At 67.0% G+C, this 22,360-nt stretch carries 19 protein-coding genes; 11 read left to right on the top strand and 8 right to left on the bottom strand.

All coding sequences use genetic code 11. From position 1 onward, the window contains the following. Positions 1 to 52: 52 nt before the first annotated feature. Positions 53 to 838 carry an alpha/beta hydrolase gene (locus tag LPW26_RS18550; protein ID WP_238737020.1) on the bottom strand — a complete coding sequence of 262 codons (786 nt, stop codon included), beginning with the start codon at positions 836 to 838 and terminating at the stop codon, positions 53 to 55. Between the two features lie 335 nt (positions 839 to 1,173). On the opposite strand from LPW26_RS18550, the gene infC reads away from it, so the two are divergent. Next, positions 1,174 to 1,713 carry a translation initiation factor IF-3 gene (infC, locus tag LPW26_RS18545; RefSeq protein WP_238737052.1) on the top strand — a complete coding sequence of 180 codons (540 nt, stop codon included), beginning with the start codon at positions 1,174 to 1,176 and terminating at the stop codon, positions 1,711 to 1,713. Positions 1,714 to 1,854: 141 nt separating this feature from the next. On the opposite strand, the gene LPW26_RS18540 is transcribed toward infC, so the two are convergent. Beyond that, positions 1,855 to 2,268 carry a hypothetical protein gene (locus tag LPW26_RS18540; RefSeq protein ID WP_238737019.1) on the bottom strand — a complete coding sequence of 138 codons (414 nt, stop codon included), beginning with the start codon at positions 2,266 to 2,268 and terminating at the stop codon, positions 1,855 to 1,857. Positions 2,269 to 2,621: 353 nt separating this feature from the next. On the opposite strand from LPW26_RS18540, the gene rpmI reads away from it, so the two are divergent. The 5 genes from rpmI (at position 2,622) to pheT (ending at position 7,828) form a co-directional block, all read left to right on the top strand. Further along, positions 2,622 to 2,822 (top strand): 50S ribosomal protein L35, encoded by a 201-nt coding sequence (gene rpmI / locus LPW26_RS18535; protein ID WP_011438945.1) that lies wholly within the window; start codon positions 2,622 to 2,624, stop codon positions 2,820 to 2,822. A 92-nt stretch (positions 2,823 to 2,914) separates the two neighbouring features. Beyond that, the gene (gene rplT / locus LPW26_RS18530; RefSeq protein ID WP_011438946.1) at positions 2,915 to 3,274 is read left to right on the top strand and encodes a 50S ribosomal protein L20; all 360 of its coding nucleotides are present in this window, start codon (positions 2,915 to 2,917) and stop codon (positions 3,272 to 3,274) included. Between the two features lie 184 nt (positions 3,275 to 3,458). Further along, positions 3,459 to 4,541 carry a phenylalanine--tRNA ligase subunit alpha gene (pheS, locus tag LPW26_RS18525; protein ID WP_238737018.1) on the top strand — a complete coding sequence of 361 codons (1,083 nt, stop codon included), beginning with the start codon at positions 3,459 to 3,461 and terminating at the stop codon, positions 4,539 to 4,541. Between the two features lie 260 nt (positions 4,542 to 4,801). Then, complete coding sequence (locus tag LPW26_RS18520; protein WP_238737017.1) at positions 4,802 to 5,278, top strand: endonuclease domain-containing protein; 477 nt, start codon at positions 4,802 to 4,804, stop codon at positions 5,276 to 5,278. A 141-nt stretch (positions 5,279 to 5,419) separates the two neighbouring features. After that, positions 5,420 to 7,828, top strand: a complete 2,409-nt coding sequence (gene pheT / locus LPW26_RS18515) for a phenylalanine--tRNA ligase subunit beta (RefSeq protein WP_238737016.1) — start codon at positions 5,420 to 5,422, stop codon at positions 7,826 to 7,828. Positions 7,829 to 8,180: 352 nt separating this feature from the next. Here pheT and map read toward each other — a convergent pair whose 3' ends face one another. Both map and LPW26_RS18505 read right to left on the bottom strand, forming a co-directional pair. Then, complete coding sequence (map, locus tag LPW26_RS18510; protein WP_238737051.1) at positions 8,181 to 9,005, bottom strand: type I methionyl aminopeptidase; 825 nt, start codon at positions 9,003 to 9,005, stop codon at positions 8,181 to 8,183. A 98-nt stretch (positions 9,006 to 9,103) separates the two neighbouring features. Beyond that, entirely contained in the window at positions 9,104 to 10,417 is a 1,314-nt protein-coding gene (locus tag LPW26_RS18505; protein ID WP_238737015.1) for a mechanosensitive ion channel family protein, read from the bottom strand. 289 nt (positions 10,418 to 10,706) lie between these two features. On the opposite strand from LPW26_RS18505, the gene LPW26_RS18500 reads away from it, so the two are divergent. Then, positions 10,707 to 12,497 carry a potassium/proton antiporter gene (locus tag LPW26_RS18500; protein WP_238737050.1) on the top strand — a complete coding sequence of 597 codons (1,791 nt, stop codon included), beginning with the start codon at positions 10,707 to 10,709 and terminating at the stop codon, positions 12,495 to 12,497. On the opposite strand, the gene mepA is transcribed toward LPW26_RS18500, so the two are convergent. Continuing rightward, positions 12,498 to 13,454 (bottom strand): penicillin-insensitive murein endopeptidase, encoded by a 957-nt coding sequence (mepA, locus tag LPW26_RS18495; RefSeq protein WP_238737013.1) that lies wholly within the window; start codon positions 13,452 to 13,454, stop codon positions 12,498 to 12,500. Between the two features lie 380 nt (positions 13,455 to 13,834). On the opposite strand from mepA, the gene LPW26_RS18490 reads away from it, so the two are divergent. Further along, positions 13,835 to 16,111: a putative bifunctional diguanylate cyclase/phosphodiesterase gene (locus LPW26_RS18490; protein ID WP_238737012.1), complete on the top strand. Its 2,277-nt coding sequence runs from the start codon at positions 13,835 to 13,837 to the stop codon at positions 16,109 to 16,111. Positions 16,112 to 16,228: 117 nt separating this feature from the next. Here the strand turns inward: LPW26_RS18490 and LPW26_RS18485 are convergent, their stop codons facing one another. Then, positions 16,229 to 17,116, bottom strand: coding sequence for a YiiX/YebB-like N1pC/P60 family cysteine hydrolase (locus LPW26_RS18485; RefSeq protein ID WP_238737011.1), 888 nt, complete (start codon positions 17,114 to 17,116; stop codon positions 16,229 to 16,231). Between the two features lie 301 nt (positions 17,117 to 17,417). Here LPW26_RS18485 and LPW26_RS18480 point away from each other — a divergent pair, with 301 nt between their 5' ends. Continuing rightward, positions 17,418 to 18,860 (top strand): flavin monoamine oxidase family protein, encoded by a 1,443-nt coding sequence (locus LPW26_RS18480; protein WP_238737009.1) that lies wholly within the window; start codon positions 17,418 to 17,420, stop codon positions 18,858 to 18,860. Positions 18,861 to 19,088: 228 nt separating this feature from the next. Here LPW26_RS18480 and ku read toward each other — a convergent pair whose 3' ends face one another. Next, a complete protein-coding gene (gene ku, locus LPW26_RS18475) occupies positions 19,089 to 20,078 on the bottom strand; it encodes a non-homologous end joining protein Ku (RefSeq protein ID WP_238737006.1) in 990 nt (329 codons plus the stop codon). 143 nt (positions 20,079 to 20,221) lie between these two features. Between ku and LPW26_RS18470 the strand changes: the two genes are divergently transcribed. Continuing rightward, a complete protein-coding gene (locus LPW26_RS18470) occupies positions 20,222 to 20,473 on the top strand; it encodes a hypothetical protein (RefSeq protein ID WP_238737004.1) in 252 nt (83 codons plus the stop codon). A gap of 134 nt (positions 20,474 to 20,607) precedes the next feature. Next, positions 20,608 to 21,327 carry a RadC family protein gene (radC, locus tag LPW26_RS18465; RefSeq protein ID WP_238737003.1) on the top strand — a complete coding sequence of 240 codons (720 nt, stop codon included), beginning with the start codon at positions 20,608 to 20,610 and terminating at the stop codon, positions 21,325 to 21,327. 129 nt (positions 21,328 to 21,456) lie between these two features. On the opposite strand, the gene LPW26_RS18460 is transcribed toward radC, so the two are convergent. Next, positions 21,457 to 22,239 (bottom strand): crotonase/enoyl-CoA hydratase family protein, encoded by a 783-nt coding sequence (locus tag LPW26_RS18460; RefSeq protein ID WP_238737001.1) that lies wholly within the window; start codon positions 22,237 to 22,239, stop codon positions 21,457 to 21,459. Positions 22,240 to 22,360: the final 121 nt, after the last annotated feature.

Below are 22,360 nucleotides of genomic sequence, written 5' to 3'. Positions count from 1 at the left end.
CCCCCGCCTTCGCGGGCGATGACGGCGGGGATTGGGGTGACGTCACCTCGGCTCACCCGAACTCCTCCACCGCGGCCAGCATCCGGGCGATGTCTTGCGGGCGGGAGAGGCGGTGGTCGCCGTCCTGGATCAGGGTCAGTACGACGTCTTCGCAGGGCAGGTGCTCGGTGAGCGCGAAGGCGTGGGTCCAGGGCACGTCGGGGTCCTGCTTGCCCTGAAGGATTCGGATCGGGCAGCCGGTGCTGATCGTGCCGCCGAGCAGCAAATGGTTGCGGCCGTCCTCGATCAGCGCCCGGGTGATCGGATAGGGCTCGCCATACTCCGAGGGCCGCATCCAGACCCCCTCGGTCTCGATCTGGCGCCGGATCTCGGGCGAAAAGCCTTTCCACATCAGCGCTTCGGTGAAGTCCGGCGCCGGCGCGATCAGCACCAGGCCGGCCAGCGAGGCCGGGCCCGTGCCGCCGCGGCGGATCAGTTCGCGCGCCAGCAGCAGCGCCATCCAGCCGCCCATCGACGAGCCGATCACCACCTGCGGGCCCTTGGCGAAGCGGTCGAACACCGCAAGCGCATCCTCGAGCCAGCGGCCGATGGTGCCGTCCGCGAAGGCCCCGGAGGATTCGCCATGGCCGGAATAATCGAACCGGATGCAGGCGCGGCCGCGCTCCGCCGCGAAGGCGTCGAGCGCCACCGCCTTGGTGCCGGTCATGTCGGAGTTGAAGCCGCCGAGCCAGAACAGGCCGGGCCCGCTGCCGGGCCGGGACCGGACCGCGATCCGGCGCTGAGCCGGGCCCTCGCCGACAGTGATGAACTCCGGACTGGCGATTTGCTGATTTGTCATGGATCAAGTGCCTCGTTGCGGATTTGCTTTGCAGTACGTTCGGCCGCGCCGTCAATCGAGGCAGATGCGGGCGCTGCGTGACGGAAAAGACGCGGATCGGCACCAGTTTTCGCTGGTTATGCGGAAGTCTGCTTGCTGGTCGGGGCTTCTTCCGTCAAACTGCGCCGCGATCAGAAAAGCGCATGGCCGTGGTGTTGAGCCCGGTCGCCGTTTTGCGTCTGGTCACGCTGTGACCTATATGGAGCGTGATCGGATCGGTGCAGTCGGTGGGTGCCGCTGCGTGATGCCGTGATCGATCGTTCGCCACCAACGTTCACAATTTTGGAGAAGCCACCATTCGCCGTCCCAACAGAGCCCCGCCCCCCGTTGCCAAGGATGGGCCGCGCACAAACGATGAAATTCGCAACCACGAGATCCAGCTGATCGACCAGGACGGTGTGAACCGTGGCAAGGTCGAGACCATCGTCGCGATCAAGATGGCGATGGAAGCCGGCATGGATCTGGTCGAGATTTCGCCGAACGTCAGTCCGCCGGTCTGCAAGATCATGGACTACGGCAAGTTCAAGTACTCGGCGCAGAAGAAGGCCGCCGAGGCGCGCAAGAAGCAGAAGATCGTCGAGATCAAGGAGATCAAGCTCCGCCCGATGATCGACGACCACGACTACGACGTGAAGATGAAGGCGATGCAGCGCTTCTTCGAGGAAGGCGACAAGGTGAAGATCACTTTGCGCTATCGCGGACGCGAAATGGCCCACCAGGACATCGGCACCAAGCTGCTGGACAAGGTGAAGGCCGACGTCGCCGAAATCGCCAAAGTCGAGCAGGACGCTCGCTTTGAAGGTCGTCAGGTCGTGATGGTTCTGGCGCCGCGCTGAGCGCAGCAGTTTCAGATTTGATCACGCGTCCGGCCCGTCAGCTCATCTGACGGGCCGTTTTCTTGTTGAAGCTCCGTCGGCGCGCAGTGCCTGAGGCGAGGGAGCCGCGGGCGAAAAGGCGCGCGCTGGAAAAGAACCGACCTAGCTCCGCGTCGCCTGCCAGACGCCGTGGCAGCGGTCGCCCTGGATCACGCCGCTCCAGGTGCCGGTGCCGGTGGTGCCGGCGAGGCGGCCGCGGCCGTTGGCGACCGAGGCGCCGACCGAGATTCGCACCGCGACGTTGCCGCCGCCGGTGATGCCGCCCGTCACCTTGCCGCCGCCGGCCGAGGCGACGCGGCGGCCCTGCACGGCGAATGGCGCGTTGTAGGTCGGGCTGCAATTGCCGGCGCGGGTGGCGAAAACCACGTTCCAGGTGCCGTCGAAATTGGCGGCGCGGCGCCGGGCGGCTTCGGCGTCCGAGGTCGTCAGCGCGGCCAGCAGGCCGGCGGCCGTCAGCAGACCGATGCGAGCAAAGCCGGGCCGGGAGCGCGGAGGTTGCGGACGGAGGGGGGACATGTCGATCTCCAGATCTGGTCGTGGGCCGCGGGTCGGGCTGCGGTCGGCGCCGCGCAATGTGTCACAACGATGCGACAAGGATAGGAGCCGTCAGGTTCGACCGCGACCGTAAATTCGTCCGGCAAGCGATGTGCCGCGCCGCCCGCCCGGCCGGCGTCCGTTTGGCGTTGCCAATCCGGCTGCGCTCTGCCATAAGCCGTTGCTTCATCGCCCGGCTGATCAAGGGCTGCCGTGGCGGTGAGCCCTGCCGACCTGTCTGGTTGAGATAGATCGAGCATTTTCAACGCTCTAACGAGCATATTCGCCGCCGCAGCGCCTTCGGGCGCTATTCGCGCGTGGCATAGGAGAGCCAAATGCCCAAGTTGAAGACCAAATCGGGCGCCAAAAAGCGCTTCAAAGTCACCGCCACCGGCAAGGTGATGTCCGCCCAGCGCGGCAAGCGCCACGGCATGATCAAGCGTACCAAGAAGCAGATCCGTCAGCTTCGCGGCACCCGCGTGATCTTCAAGACCGACGGCGACAACATCAAGAAGTACTTCTTGCCGAACGCCTGACCGTTCTGGCCGCGCCCTCAAGCGCGGCAACCTCATCATCGGGCCGCGTGCGCGCGGCCAAGCAAACCAATTTCAGATGAAGGAGATCAGTCATGGCTCGCGTCAAACGCGGTGTGACGGCTCACGCCAAGCATAAGAAAGTCTACAAGGCCGCCAAGGGTTTCCGTGGTCGCCGCAAGAACACCATCCGGGCCGCCAAGGCCGCGGTCGATAAGGCCGGCCAGTACGCGTTCCGCGATCGCAAGCGCAAGAAGCGGACGTTCCGCGCGCTGTGGATCCAGCGCATCAACGCCGCGGTGCGTCCGTTCGGCATGACCTACAGCGTGTTCATCAACGGCCTGTCGAAGTCCGGCATCGTCGTCGACCGCAAGGTGCTGTCCGACCTCGCGATCACCGAACCGGCGGCGTTCCAGGCGATTGCCGAGAAGGCCAAGGCCGCGCTCGCGGCCTGAGGTCGTCTCACAACAGGCGTCCCGGTCGCGCCTGTCTGTGCAAGCATTGAAGTCGTCATGGCCGGGCTCGTCCCGGCCATCCACGTCTTCTCTGTTGGCCATGCCGCAAGGCGTGGATGCCCGGGACAAGCCCGAGCATGACGGACATGGAGAGCCGGTTCAAGCATCCTCATGAAGGATCGTCATGACCGACCTCTCTATTTTGCAAACCCAGATCCTCGCCGATATCGCCGCCGCCTCCGATGAGGCTGCGCTCGAGGCGGTGCGCGTCGGCGCGCTCGGCAAGAAGGGCTCCGTCTCGGCGCTGCTTGCCACGCTCGGCAAGATGGACCCCGAGCAGCGCAAGACCGAAGGCGCCGCGATCAATCGCGCCAAGGATGCCGTCAACGAAGCGCTCACCGCGCGCCGCGACGTGCTCAAGGCTGCAGCGCTCGACGCCAAGCTGGCGGCCGAGACCATCGACGTCACGCTGCCGCTGCGCGAGCCGCTGGCGGAGGCCGGCCGGCTTCATCCGCTCAGCCAGGTGTGGGACGAGGTTACGACGATCTTCGCCGACATGGGCTTTGCGGTCGCCGAAGGTCCGGACATCGAGACCGACGACTACAACTTCACCAAGCTGAACTTCCCCGAGGGCCATCCGGCCCGCGAGATGCACGACACCTTCTACTTCAACCCGAAGGAAGACGGCTCGCGCCTGTTGCTGCGGACTCACACCTCGCCGGTGCAGGTCCGCACCATGCTGAGCCAGAAGCCGCCGATCCGCGTGATCTGTCCGGGCCGCACCTATCGCAGCGACAGCGATCAGACTCACACGCCGATGTTTCATCAGGTCGAAGGCCTCGTCATCGACAAGGGCAGCCATCTCGGTCACCTGAAGTGGATCCTGCACGAATTCTGCAAGGCGTTCTTCGAGGTCGACAACGTCAACATGCGGTTCCGGCCGTCGTTCTTCCCGTTCACCGAGCCGTCGCTGGAAGTCGACATCCAGTGCCGCCGCGGCAAGGACGAGATCCGGTTCGGCGAGGGCGAGGACTGGCTGGAGATTCTCGGCTGCGGCATGGTGCACCCCAACGTGCTCACCGCCTGCGGCCTCGATCCCGACGTGTACCAGGGCTTCGCCTGGGGCATGGGCATCGACCGCATCGCGATGCTGAAATACGGCATGAGCGATCTGCGGCAGCTGTTCGAAGCCGACGCAAGGTGGCTCAATCACTACGGCTTCAAGCCGCTGGATATTCCGTCGCTGGCGGGCGGATTGAGTTCGTGAGTTTGGTATTCGCTGGCGCTAGTGCGCTTGTCCGGCTGGACGTTGAAGCTGCGACTCGCGTCGCCCTCACCCCAGCCCTCTCCCGCAAGCGGGAGAGGGAGCAGGCCGCGCTTGCGGGAGCTCATTGCTCAAACGCTGTCGGCTAGTTGAAAAGATTTGTCGTCGAGATGATTGAAGACCTCGCCATTGCGCACGGCGCGCTCCCTCTCCCGCTTGCGGGAGAGGGGTGGGGTGAGGGCGACACGGGGACGGAGCTTGCGATGGACGATCCGAAGCAGCCGACGCCGAAACCGACCTGGAATGTATCTCCGGGCCAGCGCCGCCACGCGCGCGAGCTGCGGAAGAAGTCGACCGACGCCGAGCGGCTGATGTGGGCGGCGCTGCGCGACAAGCAGCTCGATGGCTTTTCATTCAAGCGTCAGGTCCCGATCGGGCCGTTCATCGCGGACTTCGCCTGCCATGCGAAGAAGCTGGTGGTCGAGCTCGACGGCGGTCAGCACTATTCCGACGATGCCGAGCGCGCCGATGCGGCTCGCACGGCGGCGATCGAGGCGCGCGGGTTTCGGGTGATCCGCCTCAGCAATGCCGACGTGATGAACAATCGTGACGGGGTGTTGCAGAGCATTGCGACTGAGCTCGCCGCAAGGGCCCTCACCCCAACCCTCTCCCGCAAGCGGGAGAGGGAGCGCGCCGCGCGCGCGGCCAAGCCGCGGCCTACACCAGATAGTTCGGACTAACCGCATGACCCGCCGCCTCTCCATTCGGCACGGCCGACTCCCTCTCCCGCTTGCGGGAGAGGGTTGGGGTGAGGGCGACGCGCGGCACAGCTTCTCGACAAAGAACGATCCACGCACTGCGCCAGACGGAAGTAACAACCGATGAAACTCACCCTCTCCTGGCTGAAAGATCATCTCGACACCGACGAGCAACTGGGTGCGCTTGCCGACAAGCTCACCATGATCGGGCTCGAGGTCGAGGGCATCGAGGACAAGGCCAAGGCGCTGGCGCCGTTCACGATCGCCAAGGTGCTCACTGCCGAGAAGCATCCGAACGCCGACAAGCTGCAGGTCTGCAGCGTCGACACCGGCGAGGGCGCGCCGGTGCAGGTGGTGTGCGGCGCGCCGAATGCGCGGGCGGGTCTCCTCACCGTGTTCGCGGCGCCCGGCACCTACATCCCGGCGAAGGATTTCACGCTCGGCATCGGCAATATTCGCGGCGTCGAAAGCCGCGGCATGATGTGCTCGGCGGCCGAACTCGAAATCTCCGAGGATCACGACGGCGTCATCGAGCTGCCGGCCGATGCGCCGGTCGGCGCCGCCTATGCGGCCTGGGCCGGGCTCGGCGATCCGGTGCTTGATATCAATCTGACGCCGAACCGGCAGGATTGCGCCGGCGTGTCGGGCATCGCGCGCGATCTCGCCGCCGCCGGCATGGGCAAGTTCAAGGATCCGTCGGTCAAGCCGATCAAGGGCGAGTTCCCGTGCCCGGTGAGCGTGACGGTCGAGGACACCAAGCTGTGCCCCGGCTTCGCGCTGCGGCTGGTGAAGGGCGTCAAGAACGGGCCGTCGCCGGAGTGGCTGCAGAAGCGGCTCGCCGCGATCGGGCTGCGCCCGATCAACGCGCTGGTCGACATCACCAACTACCTGACGTTCGACCGGAGCCGCCCGCTGCACGTGTTCGACGCCGCCAAGGTGAAGGGCAACCTCGTGGTGCGCCGCGCCAGGGATGGCGAGACGCTGCTGGCGCTCGACGGTCGCACCTACACGCTTGATAACAACGTCTGCGTCATCGCCGATGAGCATGGCGTCGAATCGCTCGCCGGCATCATGGGCGGCGAAGCGTCCGGCTGCTCGGCCGAGACCACCGACGTGCTGATCGAATCGGCGCTGTGGAACGAGATCAACATCGCCCAGACCGGCCGCCGGCTCGGGATCAACACCGACGCGCGCTATCGCTTCGAGCGCGGCGTCGATCCGGCCTTCATGGTGCCGGGGCTCGATCTCGCCACCAGGCTGGTGATGGAATTCTGCGGCGGCACGCCGTCGGAGGCGATCGTCGTCGGCAATGCGTTCGGCGAAGACCGGGTCATCGACTTCCCGCTCAGCGAAGTGAAGCGGCTCGCCGGCATCGAAGTGTCGTTCACCGAAGCGCGCCGCATCCTGACGCAGCTCGGCTTCATGGTGGCCGGCACCGGCGCGGTGGTGAAGGTGGCGGTGCCGTCGTGGCGCAGCGACGTCCACGGCAAGGCCGACATCGTCGAGGAAATCGTCCGCATCGTCGGCGTCGACAAGGTGCCGATGACGCCGTTCGACCGCGGCGAGACTCCCCGCAAGCCGGTGCTGACCCAGATCCAGACCCGCACCCGCCGCGCCAAGCGCGCGCTGGCGGCGCGCGGCCTCACCGAAGCGGTGACCTGGTCGTTCATCGCCAAACCGGCGGCCGAGCTGTTCGGTGGCGGTCAGCCCGAATTGTCGCTGGCCAATCCGATCGCGTCGGATCTGTCCGACATGCGGCCGAGCCTGCTGCCCGGGCTGATCGCTTCAGCGCAGGCCAATGCCGATCGCGGCTTCCCGGATCTGGCGCTGTTCGAGGTCGGGCAGATCTTCAAGGGTGACCGGCCGCAGGATCAGTTCATTGCGGCCAGCGGCGTACGCCGCGGCGTCGCCTCGTCGGCCGGGCTCGGCCGGCACTGGTCGGGCTCTGCGCCGGCGTCCGCGCTCGACGCCAAGGCGGATGCGTTCGCGGTGCTGGCCGCGGCCGGCGCGCCGATGGCGGGGCTGCAGATCGCCACTAACAAGCTGCCGGCGTGGCTGCATCCGGGCCGCTCCGGCGCGATCCAGATCGGGCCGCAGAACGTGCTCGGTTACTTCGGCGAGCTGCATCCGCGCGTGCTCGAGCAGCTGCACGCCGCTGGCCCGCTGGTGGCGTTCGAAGTGATCCTCGACAAGATCCCCGACGCCAAGCAGCGCCCGACCCGCGCCAAGCCGGCGCTGGAGTTGTCGGCGTTCCATCCGGTGTCGCGCGACTTCGCCTTCATCGTCGACCGCAAGGTCGCGGCCGCCGATCTGGTCCGCGCCGCGCAGGGCGTCGACAAGAAGCTGATTACGTCCGTGGGCGTGTTCGACGTCTATGAGGGCAAGGGTATCGATCCCGACAAGAAGTCGGTGGCGATCGCCGTGACGCTGCAGCCGCGCGACAAGACCATGACGGATTCGGAGATCGACGCCGTCGGCGCCAAGATCGTGGCGGAAGTGACGAAGAAAACCGGCGGCACGCTGCGCGGTTAGTTATCCGTAGGGTGGGCAAAGCGAAGCGTGCCCACGCGGAGCAGGGGGCTGCGGCGTTGAAGTAACGACCTCAGTGCCCGCGTCGCCCTCACCCCAACCCTCTCCCGCAAGCGGGAGAGGGGGCTCGCCGTGCGCGGGGAGGGGGCGAGTGATGATCTCGGTCTCAGAGCTGATCGTTTTGTCTCAAGGATAGCGCACAGCCTCTCTCCGCAGGCAGCCTGCTCCCTCTCCCACTTGCGGGAGAGGGGTGGGGTGAGGGTGCCCCAGGCAGTGAGCTGATGGCGCGCGTGGGCACGGCGCTGCGCGCCTTTGCCCACCCTACATCGTCGCCCACCCTACATGGTCGACGAACTCAGCTCACGAATGGTGGCTTGTCGAGGCCCTTGGGCGACAGCGTAAAAATCTCGCAGCCGGTTTCCGTCACGCCGATCGAGTGCTCGAACTGCGCCGACAGCGAGCGGTCGCGGGTCACGGCGGTCCAGCCGTCGGACAGGATCTTCACATAGGGTTTGCCGAGATTGATCATCGGCTCGATGGTGAAGAACATGCCGGGCTTGAGCACCGCGCCCTGGCCGGGGCTGCCGACGTGGATGATGTTCGGCTCGTCGTGGAACAGCCGGCCGAGGCCGTGACCGCAGAAGTCGCGCACCACGGTCATCTGCTGCGGTTCGACGAAGCTCTGGATCGCATGCCCGATGTCGCCGGTGGTGGCGCCCGGCTTCACGGCTGCGATGCCGCGCAGCAGCGACTCGTAGGTGACGTCGATCAGCCGCTCGGCCTTACGGGCGATCGGGCCGATCGGGTACATGCGGCTCGAATCGCCGTACCAGCCGTCGACGATCATGGTGACGTCGACATTGACGATGTCGCCTTCCTTCAGCGGCCGGTCGCCCGGCATGCCGTGGCAGACCACGTGATTGATCGACGTGCAGGTCGAATAGCGATAGCCGCGATACATCAGCGTCGCCGGGAAGGCGCCGTGGCTGAAGGCGAAGTCGCGCACGAAATCGTCGATCCGCGACGTCGGCACGCCGGGCTTCACGATGTCGACCAGCTCGTCGAGGCACTGCGCCACGACCTGGCCGGCCTTGCGCATGCCGGCGAAGCCGGCGGCGCCGTGCAATTTGATCTGCCCTGTCTTGCGGAGGGCGGCGTCGGAGGCGTCCACGTAGCTCATCGGGCCGGTCTGGTTCGGGGAACGGGAAGGATTCATGCAATCTAGTCATCACGGCGCCGCACGCAAGCCGAAGCGGCTCCGGGCGAGCCCGGAGCCGCTTATTGCGGCGTCTCGACGATGGTCTCGACCGGCAGCGCGCCGCCGCGCACCCGCAATTCGCGCACCGGATAGGGAACGCGGATGCCCTCGCGCTTGAACGCGTCCCACAGCCCGAGCATCGCCTCGCTCCTGACGCCGTCCATGCCGTCGGGTTCGGCGATCCAGAACGTCAGCGCGAACTTCATGCCGGTGTCGGTGAATTCGGTCAGGATGCAGCCCGGCGGCTTGGTCTTGGACGCCCGCGGCACCGCCGCCGCGACCTCGACCGCCAGCTTGCAGACGATGCGCGGATCGGCATCGTAATTGGTGGCGAAGGCGACCTTCACCAGCGTGTTCTTGTCGGTGTAGGTCCAGTTCACCACCTTCTGGGTGATCAGGTCCTCGTTGGGGATCAGGAACTCGCGGCCGTCGCCGGCGGCGACCGAAATGTAGCGGGTGTTCATCGCGCTGATCCGGCCGGAGCTGTCGCCGATGGTGACGAGGTCGCCGGGCTTGACCGACTTGTCGGCCAGCAGGATCACGCCGGAGATGAAATTGCCGAAGATCTTCTGCAGGCCGAAGCCGATGCCGACGCCGACCGCGCCGGAGAACACCGCCAGCGCCTGCAGGTTGATGCCGACCGCGCTCATCACCAGCGCGATCGCCGCCACCATCAGGCCGATCCGCATCAGCTTGATCAGCAGCACTTGAATCGAAGGCGTCAGATCGGCGGTCTGCTTGATGCGGCCTTCGAAAAAATTGCTGCCGATATTGGCGAGCCACAGCGCCACCGCCAGCAGCACGGTGAGCTTCAGCACCAGCAGCGGCGACAGCCGCAGATCGCCGACCACGATCGCGACGGAGTCGAGCGCTTCGAGTACCGGAAACAGCTGCCCGACGATGCTGAGCGCGGCGATGCACCAGGCCGACACCGACACCACCCGGATCAGGAACGCGTTGCGCAGGATGCTGGTGACCAGCCGGATCACCAGCCAGGCCAGCGCCAGCTTGGCCGAGATGCCGATCAGGTAGCTGCGGCTCGGCCAGGTCGCCTGCAGCATCACCAGCCGAATGGCGATCACCACCACGGCGAAAATCGCCGTCCAGGCGCTGTCGACCACCACCCGTAGAAACATCCGCAGCGGCGCCGGCCAGCCCATCGTCAGCCGGGGCATGTCGACCCGCGCCTTGATCAGGGCGCCGCCGCCATGGCCGACGCCGAGCGCCGCGATGATCATGCCGAGCTGGGTGTAGAACCAGGGCGAGGTGAATTCCGCGCCGATCGAGCTCGCCGCCCCCAGCAGCGCCTCGTAAGCCTGTGTCAGATCGATCATCGTCCGCGCCGCGCTCCGCTGGATGGCGACTTTCTCTTACCGGGCGTCCGTGATTTGGACCAGTAGCTCAGTGCCTGGGGCGCCCTCACCCCAGCCCTCTCCCGCACGCGGGAGAGGGAGCCTGCTGCGATGCGGGGCGTCTGCATAGTTCTAAACAAAAGCCCTCTCCCCCTGCACGGCGAGCCCCCTCCCCCGCGTGCGGGGGAGGGGGCGGGTGAGGGCGACGCAAGCACAGCGCCTGTGCGACGATAGGGACGACAGCGGCGGGTCGCTCGGCTACACCAGTGCGATGGAGTCGCTCGACACCGTCAGCATCGCAATCCTGCTTGGCGCCATCCTGGTGATGGCGGGGATCCTGTCGAGCCTGCTGGCGCTGCGGTTCGGCGCGCCGTTGCTGCTGGTATTTCTGCTGCTCGGCATGCTGGCGGGTGAGTCCGGCCCGGGCGGGCTGAAATTCGACGATCTCAGCACCGCCTATCTGGTCGGCTCGGTGGCGCTGGCGCTGATCCTGTTCGACGGCGGATTGCGGACGCGGTTTTCCAGCATCAAGACGGTGCTGGCGCCGTCGATGGGGCTGGCGACGCTCGGCGTGCTGGTGACGGCGCTGATCACCGCGCCGGTGGCGCGCTACGCGCTCGACCTCAACTGGACCGAGGCGCTGCTGGCCGGCGCCGTGGTGGCGTCGACCGATGCGGCCGCGGTGTTCCTGCTGGTGCATTCGCAAGGCCTGCGGCTGCGCCCCCGCGTCGGCGCCACGCTGGAGGTCGAATCCGGCACCAACGATCCGTTCGCGGTGTTTCTCACCCTGATGCTGGTCGAGCTGATCTCGCGCGGCGAAAGCTCGACCCTGCATGTCATCGTCGAATTCGTCCGCGAGGCGGCGCTCGGCGCACTGATCGGCGTGGTCGGCGGCCGGGCCGTGGTGATGGCGCTGAACCGCGTGGCGCTGCCGCAGGGGCTGCACGCGCCGTTCGTCACCACCGCGGCGCTGGTCGTGTTCGGCGCCTCGCAGATCACCCACGCGTCCGGCTTTCTCGCCGTGTATCTGGCCGGCATGATCATCGGCAATCAGCCGACCCGCGCGCATAATTCGGTGGTGGCGTTTCTCGACGCCGCGACCTGGCTGGCGCAGATCGTGATGTTCGTGCTGCTCGGCCTGCTGGTGTCGCCGCAGCGGCTGATGGGCAGCGTCGGGCCGGCGATCCTGGTGGCGCTGGTGCTGATGCTGGTGGCGCGGCCCGCCGCGGTGTTCCTGTGCCTGGCGCCGTTCCGCTTCAACTGGCGCGAGCGGCTGTTCATCGCCTGGGTGGGCTTGCGCGGCGCGGTGGCGATCTTCCTGGCGTCGATCCCGATGCTGGTCGGGCTGCCGAAGGCGTATCTGTATTTCGACGTCGCCTTCGTGGTGGTGATCATCTCGCTGCTGCTGCAGGGCTGGACGCTCGGACCCGCGGCCCGCAAGCTGCACGTCGCGCTGCCGCGCACCGACCGCGGCCCGCGCCGTATCGAGCTCGACCTGCCCGGCCAGCTCGAGCAGCAGCTAGTCGGCTATCCGGTGCGCGCCAAGAGCCTGTATCTCAGGCGCGGGCTGATCCCGTCCTGGTCGAAGCCGACCCTGGTGATCCGCGACGAACGGATCCTGACGCCCGAGGAGGCCGAGCCGATCGCGCCCGGCGATTATCTTTATCTGCTGGCGCCGCCAGAAAAGGCCGAGTCGCTCGACCGTTTCTTCGTCGACATGCCGCCCTCGGCCGCGCCCGACCCGCATCTGCTCGGCGATTTCGTGGTGCCGGGCGAGACCTCGCTCGGCGACCTCGCCGGCGCCTACGGGGTCAGCGTCAAGCCCGGCGAGGAGGCGCTGACGCTGGCGGACTACTTCGACATCCACCTCGACCGCGCGCCGACCGTGGGGGCCGAACTGCAGCTGGATGCGATCGTGCTGGTGGCGCGCAGCCTCGGCGGCGGAAGGGTCAACGTCGTCGGCCTGCGGCTGCCCGAGGACGAGGACGACGCCCCGCCGACCCGCGCGCAGAAGCTGAAGCGCGAATTGTCGAAGGTCTGGACCGCGCTGTCGGGGGTCTGATCAGTCCGGCCGCTGATCAGGCGCCGCCAGGACGGCGCGGCATTCGGTCGGCAGGTCCGCCAGCGTCAGCGGCTTCTTGGGCTTCGGCGGTTCTTTCGGCGGCTTCGGGTGCAGCACCGCGTCGGAGAACCAATAGGCGAGGTCCGCCGGCGCGCAGCCTTCGCCGGCCGGCGGCTCCGGCTGCGATTCGCACCCCGGGCTGCCGTGCGGACAGGAAATCCGGATGTGGAAGTGATAGTCGTGCCCCCACATCGGCCGCACCTTGCCGAGCCAGCCGCGGTCGCCCTTGGCCTCGCGGCACAGCGCCTTCTTGATCGCCGCGTTGACGAAGATGCGTTCGACTGCCGGCTCCTGCGCGGCGGCGCGGATCACTTTCCAGTGGGTCGGCGTCCAGGCTTTGGGATCGATGTCGAGCCGGTCCGGCCGTACCATCATCACCGCCGACATCTCCTCGCGCTCGTTGCGGGATAGCTGCCGGTTCGGCATCGGCGTCAGCCAGATGTCGGCGTCGAGTCCGACCTGATGGCTGGCATGGCCGGTCAGCATCGGCCCGCCGCGCGGCTGCGACATGTCGCCGACCAGAATGCCGGGCCAGCCGGCGTCGCGCTGCGCCTTCGCGGACAGCCGCGCCACCAGATCGACCATCGCCGGATAGGCGTAGTAGCGGTTGCGCGACAGCCGCATCACCTGCCAGGTCCTGCCGGTGATCGGCAGCGCCTCGCCGCCGGCGAGGCAGCCATGGGCATAGAACCCGATCGGTCGCGGCGGCAACGCCGCCGGCAGATATCTGCGGGCGAACAGCTCGCGCGCCGGCAGGCCGGGGTCGTTCGGATTGGCGAGCGGCGGCAGCGGCTTCGGATTGACCGTGCCCCTGTCCTGGGCGCACGCAACCGCGGCCGAGCTGCCGAGCAGCGTGGCGGCAAGTAACAATCGGAGGGGAATCGATCGGCGATGCATCGGCCCGATGATAGCCGACTCGGCTGGTAAAATCAGCCAGGCAGAGATGCGGCAGCGTACGCATGACGGACGAAGCGGGCGCGCCCGGACGCGCCGTTAAGAGGCCGGCAACCATTCTCGGCATTGGCGCAGAATTGGTCTGATCGGTCGGGTGCGCCTATGGGCTGCACAGAAATACCCAAAACCTCATTCTGACAGCTGTCCGGAAACGGTCAGTGCGGCCGCCTTGCGCGAAACTCGGCAATTCGGTTGCTCCACCAATGAGCAGCCGCGCTGCCGAGCTGCCAAGCAGCAGGTAGCCGAGGCCCGCCCGTGCTCCATTACACCTTTTTTCAGACACATATTGCACAACGTAGTCGCAGATTGCGTGGGGCGTAGAAATGCCGCAGATCCGGCTGAGGACCAACAAGACATCCAAGCGATGTACGCACAGCCGTGAATCGAAGCGTTCCGTCGCCAATGCCAGCGTCAAAGCCGCCGCCAAGACCGTCAAGTCGTCGGTGGTGTTGAAGCGGAGGCCGCGCCCGACCGTCGTCGCCGAGCGCAAGGGCGCGCTTGCGGCGGCGTTGGCGCAGGCGAGCAAATCGCATGAACGGTTGCGCGAGGCGATCGACATCCTGCCGCAGGGTATCGTGTTCCTCGATGCCGAAGGGCGCTACATTCTCTGGAACAAGCGTTATGCCGAGATCTACAAGGCGAGCGCCGATCTGTTCAAACCCGGCGCGCGGATCGGGGACACGATGCGGGTCGGCGTCGCGCGCGGCGACTACCCGGAGGCGATCGGCCACGAGGAGGAATGGATCGCCGAGCGGATGCGCCGGCTGTTTCATCCCGGCCACAGCCACGAGCAGGTGCTGGCCGATGGCCGCTGCATCCAGATCGAGGAACGCACCACCTCCGACGGCGGGGTGATCGGCCTGCGCGTCGACATCACCGAGCTGAAGCAGCGCGAGGCCTCGTTCCGGCTGATGTTCGACAGCAATCCGGTGCCGATGATCGTCTGCGCGTTGCAGAACGAGCGCATCCTCGCCGTCAACGAGGCCGCCGTCGAGCATTACGGCTATTCGCCGGCCGAGTTCGCCGAACTGACGCTGCGCCGGCTGCAGGCTTTCGAGACCGAACTGCCGTGGGCCGGCGACGCCAGCAGCGAGGAGCGCGCGGCGAAGACCTGGAAACACGTCAAAGCCGATGGTTCGCTGATCGATCTGGCGATCTACGCGCGGCAGCTGATCTACAACGGCGAGCCTGCGGTGCTGCTTGCCCTGATGGACATCACCGAGCGCAAGCGCGCTGAAATGCGGCTCGCCTTCATGGCGCATCACGATGGCCTGACCGGGCTGCCGAACCGCAATCTGCTGCGCAAGCGGCTCGACGAATTGCTGGCGCAGACACGGCGCACCGGCGAGAAGATCGCCGTGCTGTTCATCGGCGTCGATCACTTCAAGGCGGTCAACGACACGCTCGGCCACGCGGTCGGCGACAAGCTGCTGCGCGGCATCGCGCGGCGGCTGCGCTCGACGCTGCGCGAGGAGGATCCGCTGGCGCGGCTCAACTCCGACGAATTCGCCGTGATCCAGACCGGCATCAAGCGGCCCGAAGACATCACGCTGCTGGCCAAGCGGCTGCTCAACGCGATCGCCGAACCGTATCTGCTCGAAGGCCATTCGGTGGTCGCCAGCGCCAGCATCGGCATCGCGGTGGCGCCGCTCGACGGCGACGATTCCGAGAAGCTGCTGATGAACGCCGACATGGCGCTGTCGCGCGCCAAGAAGGATTCGCGCGGCAGCTTCAGCTTCTTCGAACCCGGCATGGACGCGCGCGCCCAGGCGCGGCGCAAGATCGAGACCGATCTGCGCGCCGCGCTGCGCCATGATGTGCTGCGGCCGTACTACCAGCCGCTGATCGGGCTGGAGAGCGGGCGTATCACCGGCTGCGAGGCGCTGGTGCGCTGGCCGCATCCGGAGCGCGGCATGATCTCGCCGGCGGAATTCATCCCGGTCGCCGAGGACACCGGCCTGATCAACGCGATCGGCGCCCAGGTGCTGCGCCAGGCCTGCCTCGATGCCGCGCGCTGGCCGGGCGAGGTTTGCGTCGCCGTCAATCTGTCGCCGCTGCAGTTTCGTGTCGGCAATCTGATGGCGACCGTGATGGACGCGCTGAAGCAATCCGGCCTGCCGCCGCGCCGGCTCGAACTCGAGATCACCGAGACGCTGCTGCTCGAGAAGAGCAGCCAGGTGATCGCCACGCTGCACGCGCTGCGGGCGCTCGGCGTGCGGATCTCGATGGACGATTTCGGCACCGGCTATTCGTCGCTGAGCTATCTGCGCAGCTTCCCGTTCGACAAGATCAAGATCGATCAGTCGTTCGTGCGCGGGCTGTGCGACAACCGCGATTCGCAGGCGATCGTCCGCGCCATCATCAGCCTCGGCATGGGGCTCGGCGTCACCATCACGGCGGAAGGCGTCGAAACCGAAGCCGAGCTGAGCTGGCTGCGCTCCGAAGGCTGCCACGAAGCGCAAGGCTTCCTGTTCAGCCCGGCGCGGCCGAACGACGAGATCAACGGCCTGCTCGAACTCCAGCGCACCGCCGCCGCCGCGGGCGATTCCGCGCGCGTAGCGGAGGAGACGCCCGGCTGCGCCGGGCTCCTCAGAGCCTGACCGGAAAAAGCACCCATTGAAATCAGGCGATTCCGTCTCCACCCGTCATGCCCGGAACGAGCTCGGCCATGACGGAATTTGTTAGCTGATCGAGCGATCTGGAAAGTCGCTCTCGGTTCATCGCTCGTGAGACGGCTCGGCCAGCGTCAGCTCCGGGGCGCGTTGCGGCGTCTCCGCGTCGGGCGTTTCACGAAGCAGCAGCGCCGGGTCGACGGGATCTTGGCAGGTGGTGAACGGGCCCGCTGTCTCCGCGAGCGGCTTCTGCTTGTCGGCCCAATGCAGCGTCGTGTAGTCGAAGCCGCCCACGATCGATGGCTTGACGACCTCGAAATACGGCGAGATATCGAAGTCGCGCGGCATGTACAGCGAGGAATCGCGAATGTGCAGGATCTCGCGCCGCGCCGCGCGACTGCCGGCCTTGGTGATCTTCGGCAGGATCGGATAGCGCACCGCATCGAACGCCTGCGCGATCAGCGCCGAGCAGATGATCTTGGTCGGATCGCCGGAGCCGAGCGCGATCATCCGCCGGCGCCAGCGCTGCGGCACCGGCAGCGGAACGAGGTAACGCATCAGGTCGATGATGTTCTTGGTGTCGTAGCCGAAGCCGATCCGGTTGATGGCGTAGCGGCACACGGTGTGGCGATCCTCAAAGGATAGCCCGACCGGCCGGCACACGCGGGTGTGATAGCCGAGATGCCGCGACAGCGGCGACGACGAGACGCCCTCGCCGATATTCGCCTCGATCAGCACGTGGGGTTCGCCGTCCGGCTCGGCGGCGCCGTCGATCGGCCCGACATACAGCGCCGCGTGCGACCAGGTCGACTGCGTCAGATATTTGATGATGCCGGAGATCCGCGCATTGCCCTCGACCAGCAGCACGTCGCCGGGCTGCAGGATCGTGCGCAACTGATCGGGGTCGCTCGGCGTGAATGGCTCATAGCCGGGTTCTTCCTTCTGCAGATAGCCGGCAATCATCTTGCCGAGCGCATCGAGCACCAAACCCATCTGTCTGCTCCGCCCGGGGCTTCGCGTGTCCTGAATGATGATTGGCCACAGCGGTTGCAATTTAGTTCATCGGTTCCGGACCGCGGCGACATCTCGTTCACCATGCCCGTTGCCGCGCTGCAGCGATTCCGGCAAGTTGGCGGCGGCGGCGACCGGATGCGGCTTCGGTACGGGGTGCGAAACCCAAGGGGATCATGGTTTTGACGGGGTCGACCGGCAGACTGAGCAAGACGCAGCGGCCGGCGATCCCGCCAGGATCGCGGCTCTGTCCGCGACCGCACAAGCCTTTGGAAACCATGCCATGACAATCTCCCGCCGCCGCTTCCTGACGGCCTCGGCCGGCCTCGTGCTGGTGCCCGCTTTCGCCTCGCGGGCGCGCGCGGCGTTGCCGCGCGAGGTCGACGTCGTGGTGGTCGGCGCCGGCGCTGCCGGCATCGCGGCCGCCCGGCGAATCGTTGCGGCCGGCCGCAAGGTGCTGATCGTCGAGGCCGCGGCGCAGCCCGGCGGCCGCTGCGTCACCGACACCGAGAGCTTCGCGGCGCCGTTCGATCGCGGCGCGCGGTTTCTGCACAATCCGGACCGCAACCCGATCGCCAAGCAGGCGCGCAGCGTCGGCATCGACATCGTGCCGGCGCCGCCGGGGCAGAAGATCCGGATCGGCCGCCGCAACGCGCGTGCGCGCGAGACCGAGGACTATCTGGCGACGCTGGTGCGCGCCAGCCGCGCGATCGACGAGGCGGCGCGCGGCAGGGTCGACGTCGCCTGCGCGGCGGCGCTGCCGAAGGATCTCGGCGAGTGGGGCCCGACCATCGACTACGTGCTCGGCCCCTACGCCAGCGGCACCGACCTGAAGGATCTGTCGGCGAGCGACGAGAGTCGCGCGCCGGATCGCAACGCGCTGGCCGGCGCCCGCCAGGGCCTCGGTACGCTGCTGGCGCGGCTGGCGGCGCCGCTGCCGATGGTGACGTCGACGCCGGTCAGCCGCATCGTCTGGAACGGCCGCGACACCGGGGTCGAAACCGCGGCGGGGCGCATCGCCGCCAAGGCGGTGATCCTCACCGTGTCCACCAATGTGCTGAGCTCGGGCGCGATCAAGTTCACGCCGGAGCTGCCGAAGCGTCAGCTCGACGCCGCCGGCAAGCTCCAGCTCGGCAGCACCGATCGCATCGCGCTGCAGTTCAAAGGCAACCCGCTCGGGCTGTCGCGCGACGAGCTGCTGATCGAGCAGAGCAGCGGCCCGCGCACCGCCGCGCTCTATGCCAATATCAATGGTTCATCGCTGTGCGTCGTCGACATCGCCGGCAGCTTCGGCCGCGATCTGTCGGCGCAGGGCGAGGCCGCCATGCAGGCGTTCGCGCTGGAATGGCTCGGCAAGCTGTTCGGCAGCGAGATCGCCCGGTCGGTCGAGCGCCAGGCGGTGACGCGCTGGAACGCCAACCCGTATGTGCTGGGGGCGATGTCGGCGGCGGCGCCCGGCGCGCAGCCGTCCCGCAAGGTGCTGGGCGAGCCGCTCGGCAATCTGCTGATCGCCGGCGAGGCCACCAGCGAGGATCTGTGGGGCACCGTGCAGGGCGCCTGGGACTCCGGCGAACGCGCCGCCGACGCGGCGCTGAAACGGATCGGCCCGGTGAAGGAGCCTGAGGCGGAGAAGCCGGCGAGGAAGCAAAGGCAGCGCCGCGAACCGCGGCGTCAGCCCGAACGCCCGCCGGCGACGGCGAGCGGCACGCCGTCCTGGTGGCGATGAGCGTCAGGCCGTCGCGCCCCGCCGTTAGCTTACGACTCGCGTCGCCCTCACCCCAACCCTCTCCCGCAAGCGGGAGAGGGGGCGCGCCGTGCCTCGGCGCGACGTTCATGGATTGCCGAAACGCCCTCTCGTTCGATGTACGCATCTCCCCAAGCACAGCGAACTCCCTCTCCCGCGTGCGGGAGAGGGTTGGGGTGAGGGCGACACGGGCAGTGATTTTGCGATAAACTAACCCGCCTTCCGCGCCTTGCTACTCGCCGGAGTGCGTGCGGGCTTCCTGGGCTTTGCGGTCTCTTCCTTCGCCTTGCCGGCACCGCTGCCCGAGATCGGCAGCAGCATTTCCTTCTGGCCGGGCGCGGTCTTGCGCTTCTTGGCGCGGGCCGGTTTGGCGGTCGCGGTCTTGTCGGACGCGTCGGCCTTCTTGGCGGCCGGGGCTGGCTTGTCGCCCTGGCCGAGGCTGCGGCGCAGTGCTTCCATCAGGTCGACGACGTTGTCGCCGCGCGGGCGGGCCTTGGCGGCGATCGGCTGGCCGGCGACCTTCTTGTTGATCAGTTCGGTCAGCGCGGTCTCGTAGTGGTCCTCGAACAGCTCGGGCTGGAAGTGGCCGGACTTCTGCTCGACGATGTGCCGGGCGAGGTCGAGCATGTCCTTGGTGATCTTGACGTCCTGGATGTCGTCGAAGTAATCGGCGGAGTCGCGCACTTCGTAGGGGTAGCGCAGCAGCATGCCCATCAGGCCGTTGTCGCGCGCTTCCAGCGCGATGACGTGCTCGCGATTGGTCAGCACCACGCGGGCCAGCGCGACGCGGTCCATCGACCGGATGGTCTCGCGGATCACCGCATAGGCGTCATGGCCGACCTTGCCGTCCGGCACGATGTAGTAGGGTCTGACCAAATAGAGGTCGTCGATCTCCGACTTCGGCACGAACTGATCGATCTCGATGGTGCGGGTGGATTCCAGCGCGAGGGCGTCGAGCTCGTCGCGGGTGATCTCGATATACGTGTCGGAATCGACCTTGTAGCCCTTCATGATGTCGTCGGACGACACCTCTTCGCCGGTCTCGGCATCGACCTTGAGGTACTTGATGCGGTGGCCGGTGCTCCGGTTGATCTGGTTGAAGCTGATCTTTTCGGCGTCGGAGGTGGCGGGAAACAGCGCCACCGGGCAGGTCACCAGCGACAGCCGCAAAAAGCCTTTCCAATTGGCGCGAGGGGCCATTGACGCATACTCCACTGACGCAACAAACTGAGCCCGGACCGGCCCCTTGGAACCGGGACTCAAGCGCAGGGGCTCGGATTCGTTCCAGGAGTCCCCATATACCGTTGCCTTGATACCCATTCGCTGTTGTTCGGAGTACCAGGATGGTCGATCGCAGCCGGAATGCGCCCCACGATCAGCCCCGCGACCTTGCGGAACGCATGGCGCGGCGCAGCAAGGCCGATGGCTTCGTGCGGGAAACCTTCGTGCTGCCGCGGCAGGACGCGCGGGCGAAGGCTCGGGCCTTCTTCGAGGCCTGGCCGAAGGCGGCCTATATGTCGGGCGTCGAAAGCTGGCGCGAACTGCCGGATGATACCATCGAGTTTACCATGCGGCGGCTGCCGACGGCGGACTGAGCCTTCGGCCGGTTTGGGAAACGCAGAATTCCCGGTTGCAAAAGCAGCCGCGCCCGGCATGGTTGAGGCCGTGAGGACTCGCGCCCGCCAAGTCAGCAGGCCCCATGTCGGCAGACCACATGTCAGCAGACCACATGCCGTTCGATCGGGATGATAAGCATCAGCAGCCCGGTTTCGCCGAGGCGCCGCATTATCACGGCCATCGCGAGCGGCTGCGCGAACGGTTTCGCGAGGCCGGTGCCGACGCGCTGTCGGACTACGAACTGCTGGAGATGGTGCTGTTCCGCGCGCTGCCGCGCCGCGATGTCAAGCCGCTCGCCAAGGCGTTGATCGCGAAGTTCGGCTCGTTCGCCGAAGCCGTCCAGGCGCCGGAGGCGCGGCTGGGCGAAGTTAGCGGGCTCGGCGAATCGGCGATTACCGAGATCAAGCTGATCGCCGCGGCGGCGGCGCGAGTCACCAAGGGGCAGGTGAAGCAGCGCACGGTGCTGTCGTCGTGGTCGGTGGTGATCGATTACTGCCGCACTACCATGGCGTTCGCCGACAAGGAGCAGTTTCGCATCCTGTTTCTCGACAAGCGCAATCAGCTGATCGCCGACGAATTGCAACAGGTCGGCACCGTCGACCACACCCCGGTGTATCCACGCGAAATCGTCAAGCGCGCGCTGGAGCTATCGGCGACCGCGGTGATCCTGGTCCACAACCACCCGTCCGGCGATCCGACGCCGTCGCAGGCCGACATCCAGATGACCAAGCAGATCGCGGCTATCGCCGACCCGCTCGGCGTCGCCGTCCACGACCACATCATCGTCGGCAAGAACGGGCACGCGAGTTTGAAGGGGATGAAGTTGTTTTAACAAGCGCCAGCCCCGTCATTGCGAGCGAAGCGAAGCAATCCAGCGCGGTGCACTGAGCTGGATTGCTTCGTCGCTTCGCTCCTCGCAATCACGGGGAGAGGGCGGATGTCTTAATAACTGAGCAGCCCCTCAGAACGCCCCGTGCCGGCCTTCGCCCTGGGTGAAGCGTTCGGCGCCCTGGAGGGTTTCGCCGCTGTCGATCACCTGCAGGCCGCCGCGCATTTCGTTCATGATCGCGTCGTCTTCCGGCATGTCCCATTGCTGCAGGGCTGATAGCCGGTCGGCGCGCATGCAGGTCTGCGGGAACTGGGCGATCTCCTTGGCGAGCGTGATGGCGCACAGCGCTGCTTCGCCGCGGTGGACCAGCCGGTTGGCGAGGCCGATGCGGTGGGCCTCGATGCCCGACACGGCGCGGCCGGTGAGGATCAGGTCCATGGCGTGCGAATGGCCGATCAGCCGCGGCAGCCGGATGGTGCCGAGATCAATCAGCGGCACGCCGAAGCGGCGGCAGAACACCCCGAAGGTGGCGTCGTCGGCGGCGACCCGCATGTCGGCCCACAGCGCCAGTTCGAGCCCGCCGGCGACAGCAAAGCCTTCGATCGCGGCGATCACGGGCTTGCTCAGCCGCAGCCGGCTCGGGCCCATCGGGGCGATGCTGCCATGGCCGGCGATATCGCGCCGGCGCTCGGCGTCGCCCGCCGCGACCGCCTTGAGGTCGGCGCCGGCGCAGAACGTGCCGCCGGTGCCGGTCAGCACCGCCACCGACGACGTCTCGTCGGCATCGAACGCCAGGAAGGCGTCGTACAGCTTCTTGGCGGTGGCGCCGTCGACCGCGTTGCGGCGCTCCGGCCGGTTGATCGACACGATCGTCACCGGTCCGTCGCGATTGATCAGCACCGTATCCTTGGGCATGCGGAAACTCCGTCGTCTTGCGAGGTCAGGGGCGGGTGGGGTTGGAGCGGATATCAACTGCGGCTCAGCCGCCGACGTTGATGAGTATCAAAGGCGGTCCCCCCGCGGTTGTCATTCCGGG

This window comes from Rhodopseudomonas infernalis (assembly GCF_022271405.1).
In the GTDB taxonomy this organism is placed as follows: Bacteria; Pseudomonadota; Alphaproteobacteria; order Rhizobiales; family Xanthobacteraceae; genus Rhodopseudomonas; species Rhodopseudomonas infernalis.
The sequence above is the reverse complement of the archived record's forward strand: the minus strand, read 5'-3'. Positions and strand labels throughout refer to the sequence as shown.

What these genes read in the sequence shown, in the direction of transcription:
- rplT (WP_011438946.1), top strand. Translation starts at nt 2,915, where the DNA reads ATGGCTCGCGTCAAACGCGGTGTGACGGCTCACGCCAAGCATAAGAAA.
- radC (WP_238737003.1), top strand. Translation starts at nt 20,608, where the DNA reads ATGCCGTTCGATCGGGATGATAAGCATCAGCAGCCCGGTTTCGCCGAG.
- mepA (WP_238737013.1), bottom strand. Translation starts at nt 13,454, where the DNA reads ATGCATCGCCGATCGATTCCCCTCCGATTGTTACTTGCCGCCACGCTG.
- LPW26_RS18505 (WP_238737015.1), bottom strand. Translation starts at nt 10,417, where the DNA reads ATGATCGATCTGACACAGGCTTACGAGGCGCTGCTGGGGGCGGCGAGC.
- LPW26_RS18520 (WP_238737017.1), top strand. Translation starts at nt 4,802, where the DNA reads ATGGACGATCCGAAGCAGCCGACGCCGAAACCGACCTGGAATGTATCT.
- LPW26_RS18550 (WP_238737020.1), bottom strand. Translation starts at nt 838, where the DNA reads ATGACAAATCAGCAAATCGCCAGTCCGGAGTTCATCACTGTCGGCGAG.
- LPW26_RS18460 (WP_238737001.1), bottom strand. Translation starts at nt 22,239, where the DNA reads ATGCCCAAGGATACGGTGCTGATCAATCGCGACGGACCGGTGACGATC.
- map (WP_238737051.1), bottom strand. Translation starts at nt 9,005, where the DNA reads ATGAGCTACGTGGACGCCTCCGACGCCGCCCTCCGCAAGACAGGGCAG.
- LPW26_RS18480 (WP_238737009.1), top strand. Translation starts at nt 17,418, where the DNA reads ATGACAATCTCCCGCCGCCGCTTCCTGACGGCCTCGGCCGGCCTCGTG.
- rpmI (WP_011438945.1), top strand. Translation starts at nt 2,622, where the DNA reads ATGCCCAAGTTGAAGACCAAATCGGGCGCCAAAAAGCGCTTCAAAGTC.
- pheS (WP_238737018.1), top strand. Translation starts at nt 3,459, where the DNA reads ATGACCGACCTCTCTATTTTGCAAACCCAGATCCTCGCCGATATCGCC.
- LPW26_RS18500 (WP_238737050.1), top strand. Translation starts at nt 10,707, where the DNA reads ATGGAGTCGCTCGACACCGTCAGCATCGCAATCCTGCTTGGCGCCATC.
- pheT (WP_238737016.1), top strand. Translation starts at nt 5,420, where the DNA reads ATGAAACTCACCCTCTCCTGGCTGAAAGATCATCTCGACACCGACGAG.
- LPW26_RS18490 (WP_238737012.1), top strand. Translation starts at nt 13,835, where the DNA reads ATGCCGCAGATCCGGCTGAGGACCAACAAGACATCCAAGCGATGTACG.
- LPW26_RS18540 (WP_238737019.1), bottom strand. Translation starts at nt 2,268, where the DNA reads ATGTCCCCCCTCCGTCCGCAACCTCCGCGCTCCCGGCCCGGCTTTGCT.
- ku (WP_238737006.1), bottom strand. Translation starts at nt 20,078, where the DNA reads ATGGCCCCTCGCGCCAATTGGAAAGGCTTTTTGCGGCTGTCGCTGGTG.
- LPW26_RS18485 (WP_238737011.1), bottom strand. Translation starts at nt 17,116, where the DNA reads ATGGGTTTGGTGCTCGATGCGCTCGGCAAGATGATTGCCGGCTATCTG.
- LPW26_RS18470 (WP_238737004.1), top strand. Translation starts at nt 20,222, where the DNA reads ATGGTCGATCGCAGCCGGAATGCGCCCCACGATCAGCCCCGCGACCTT.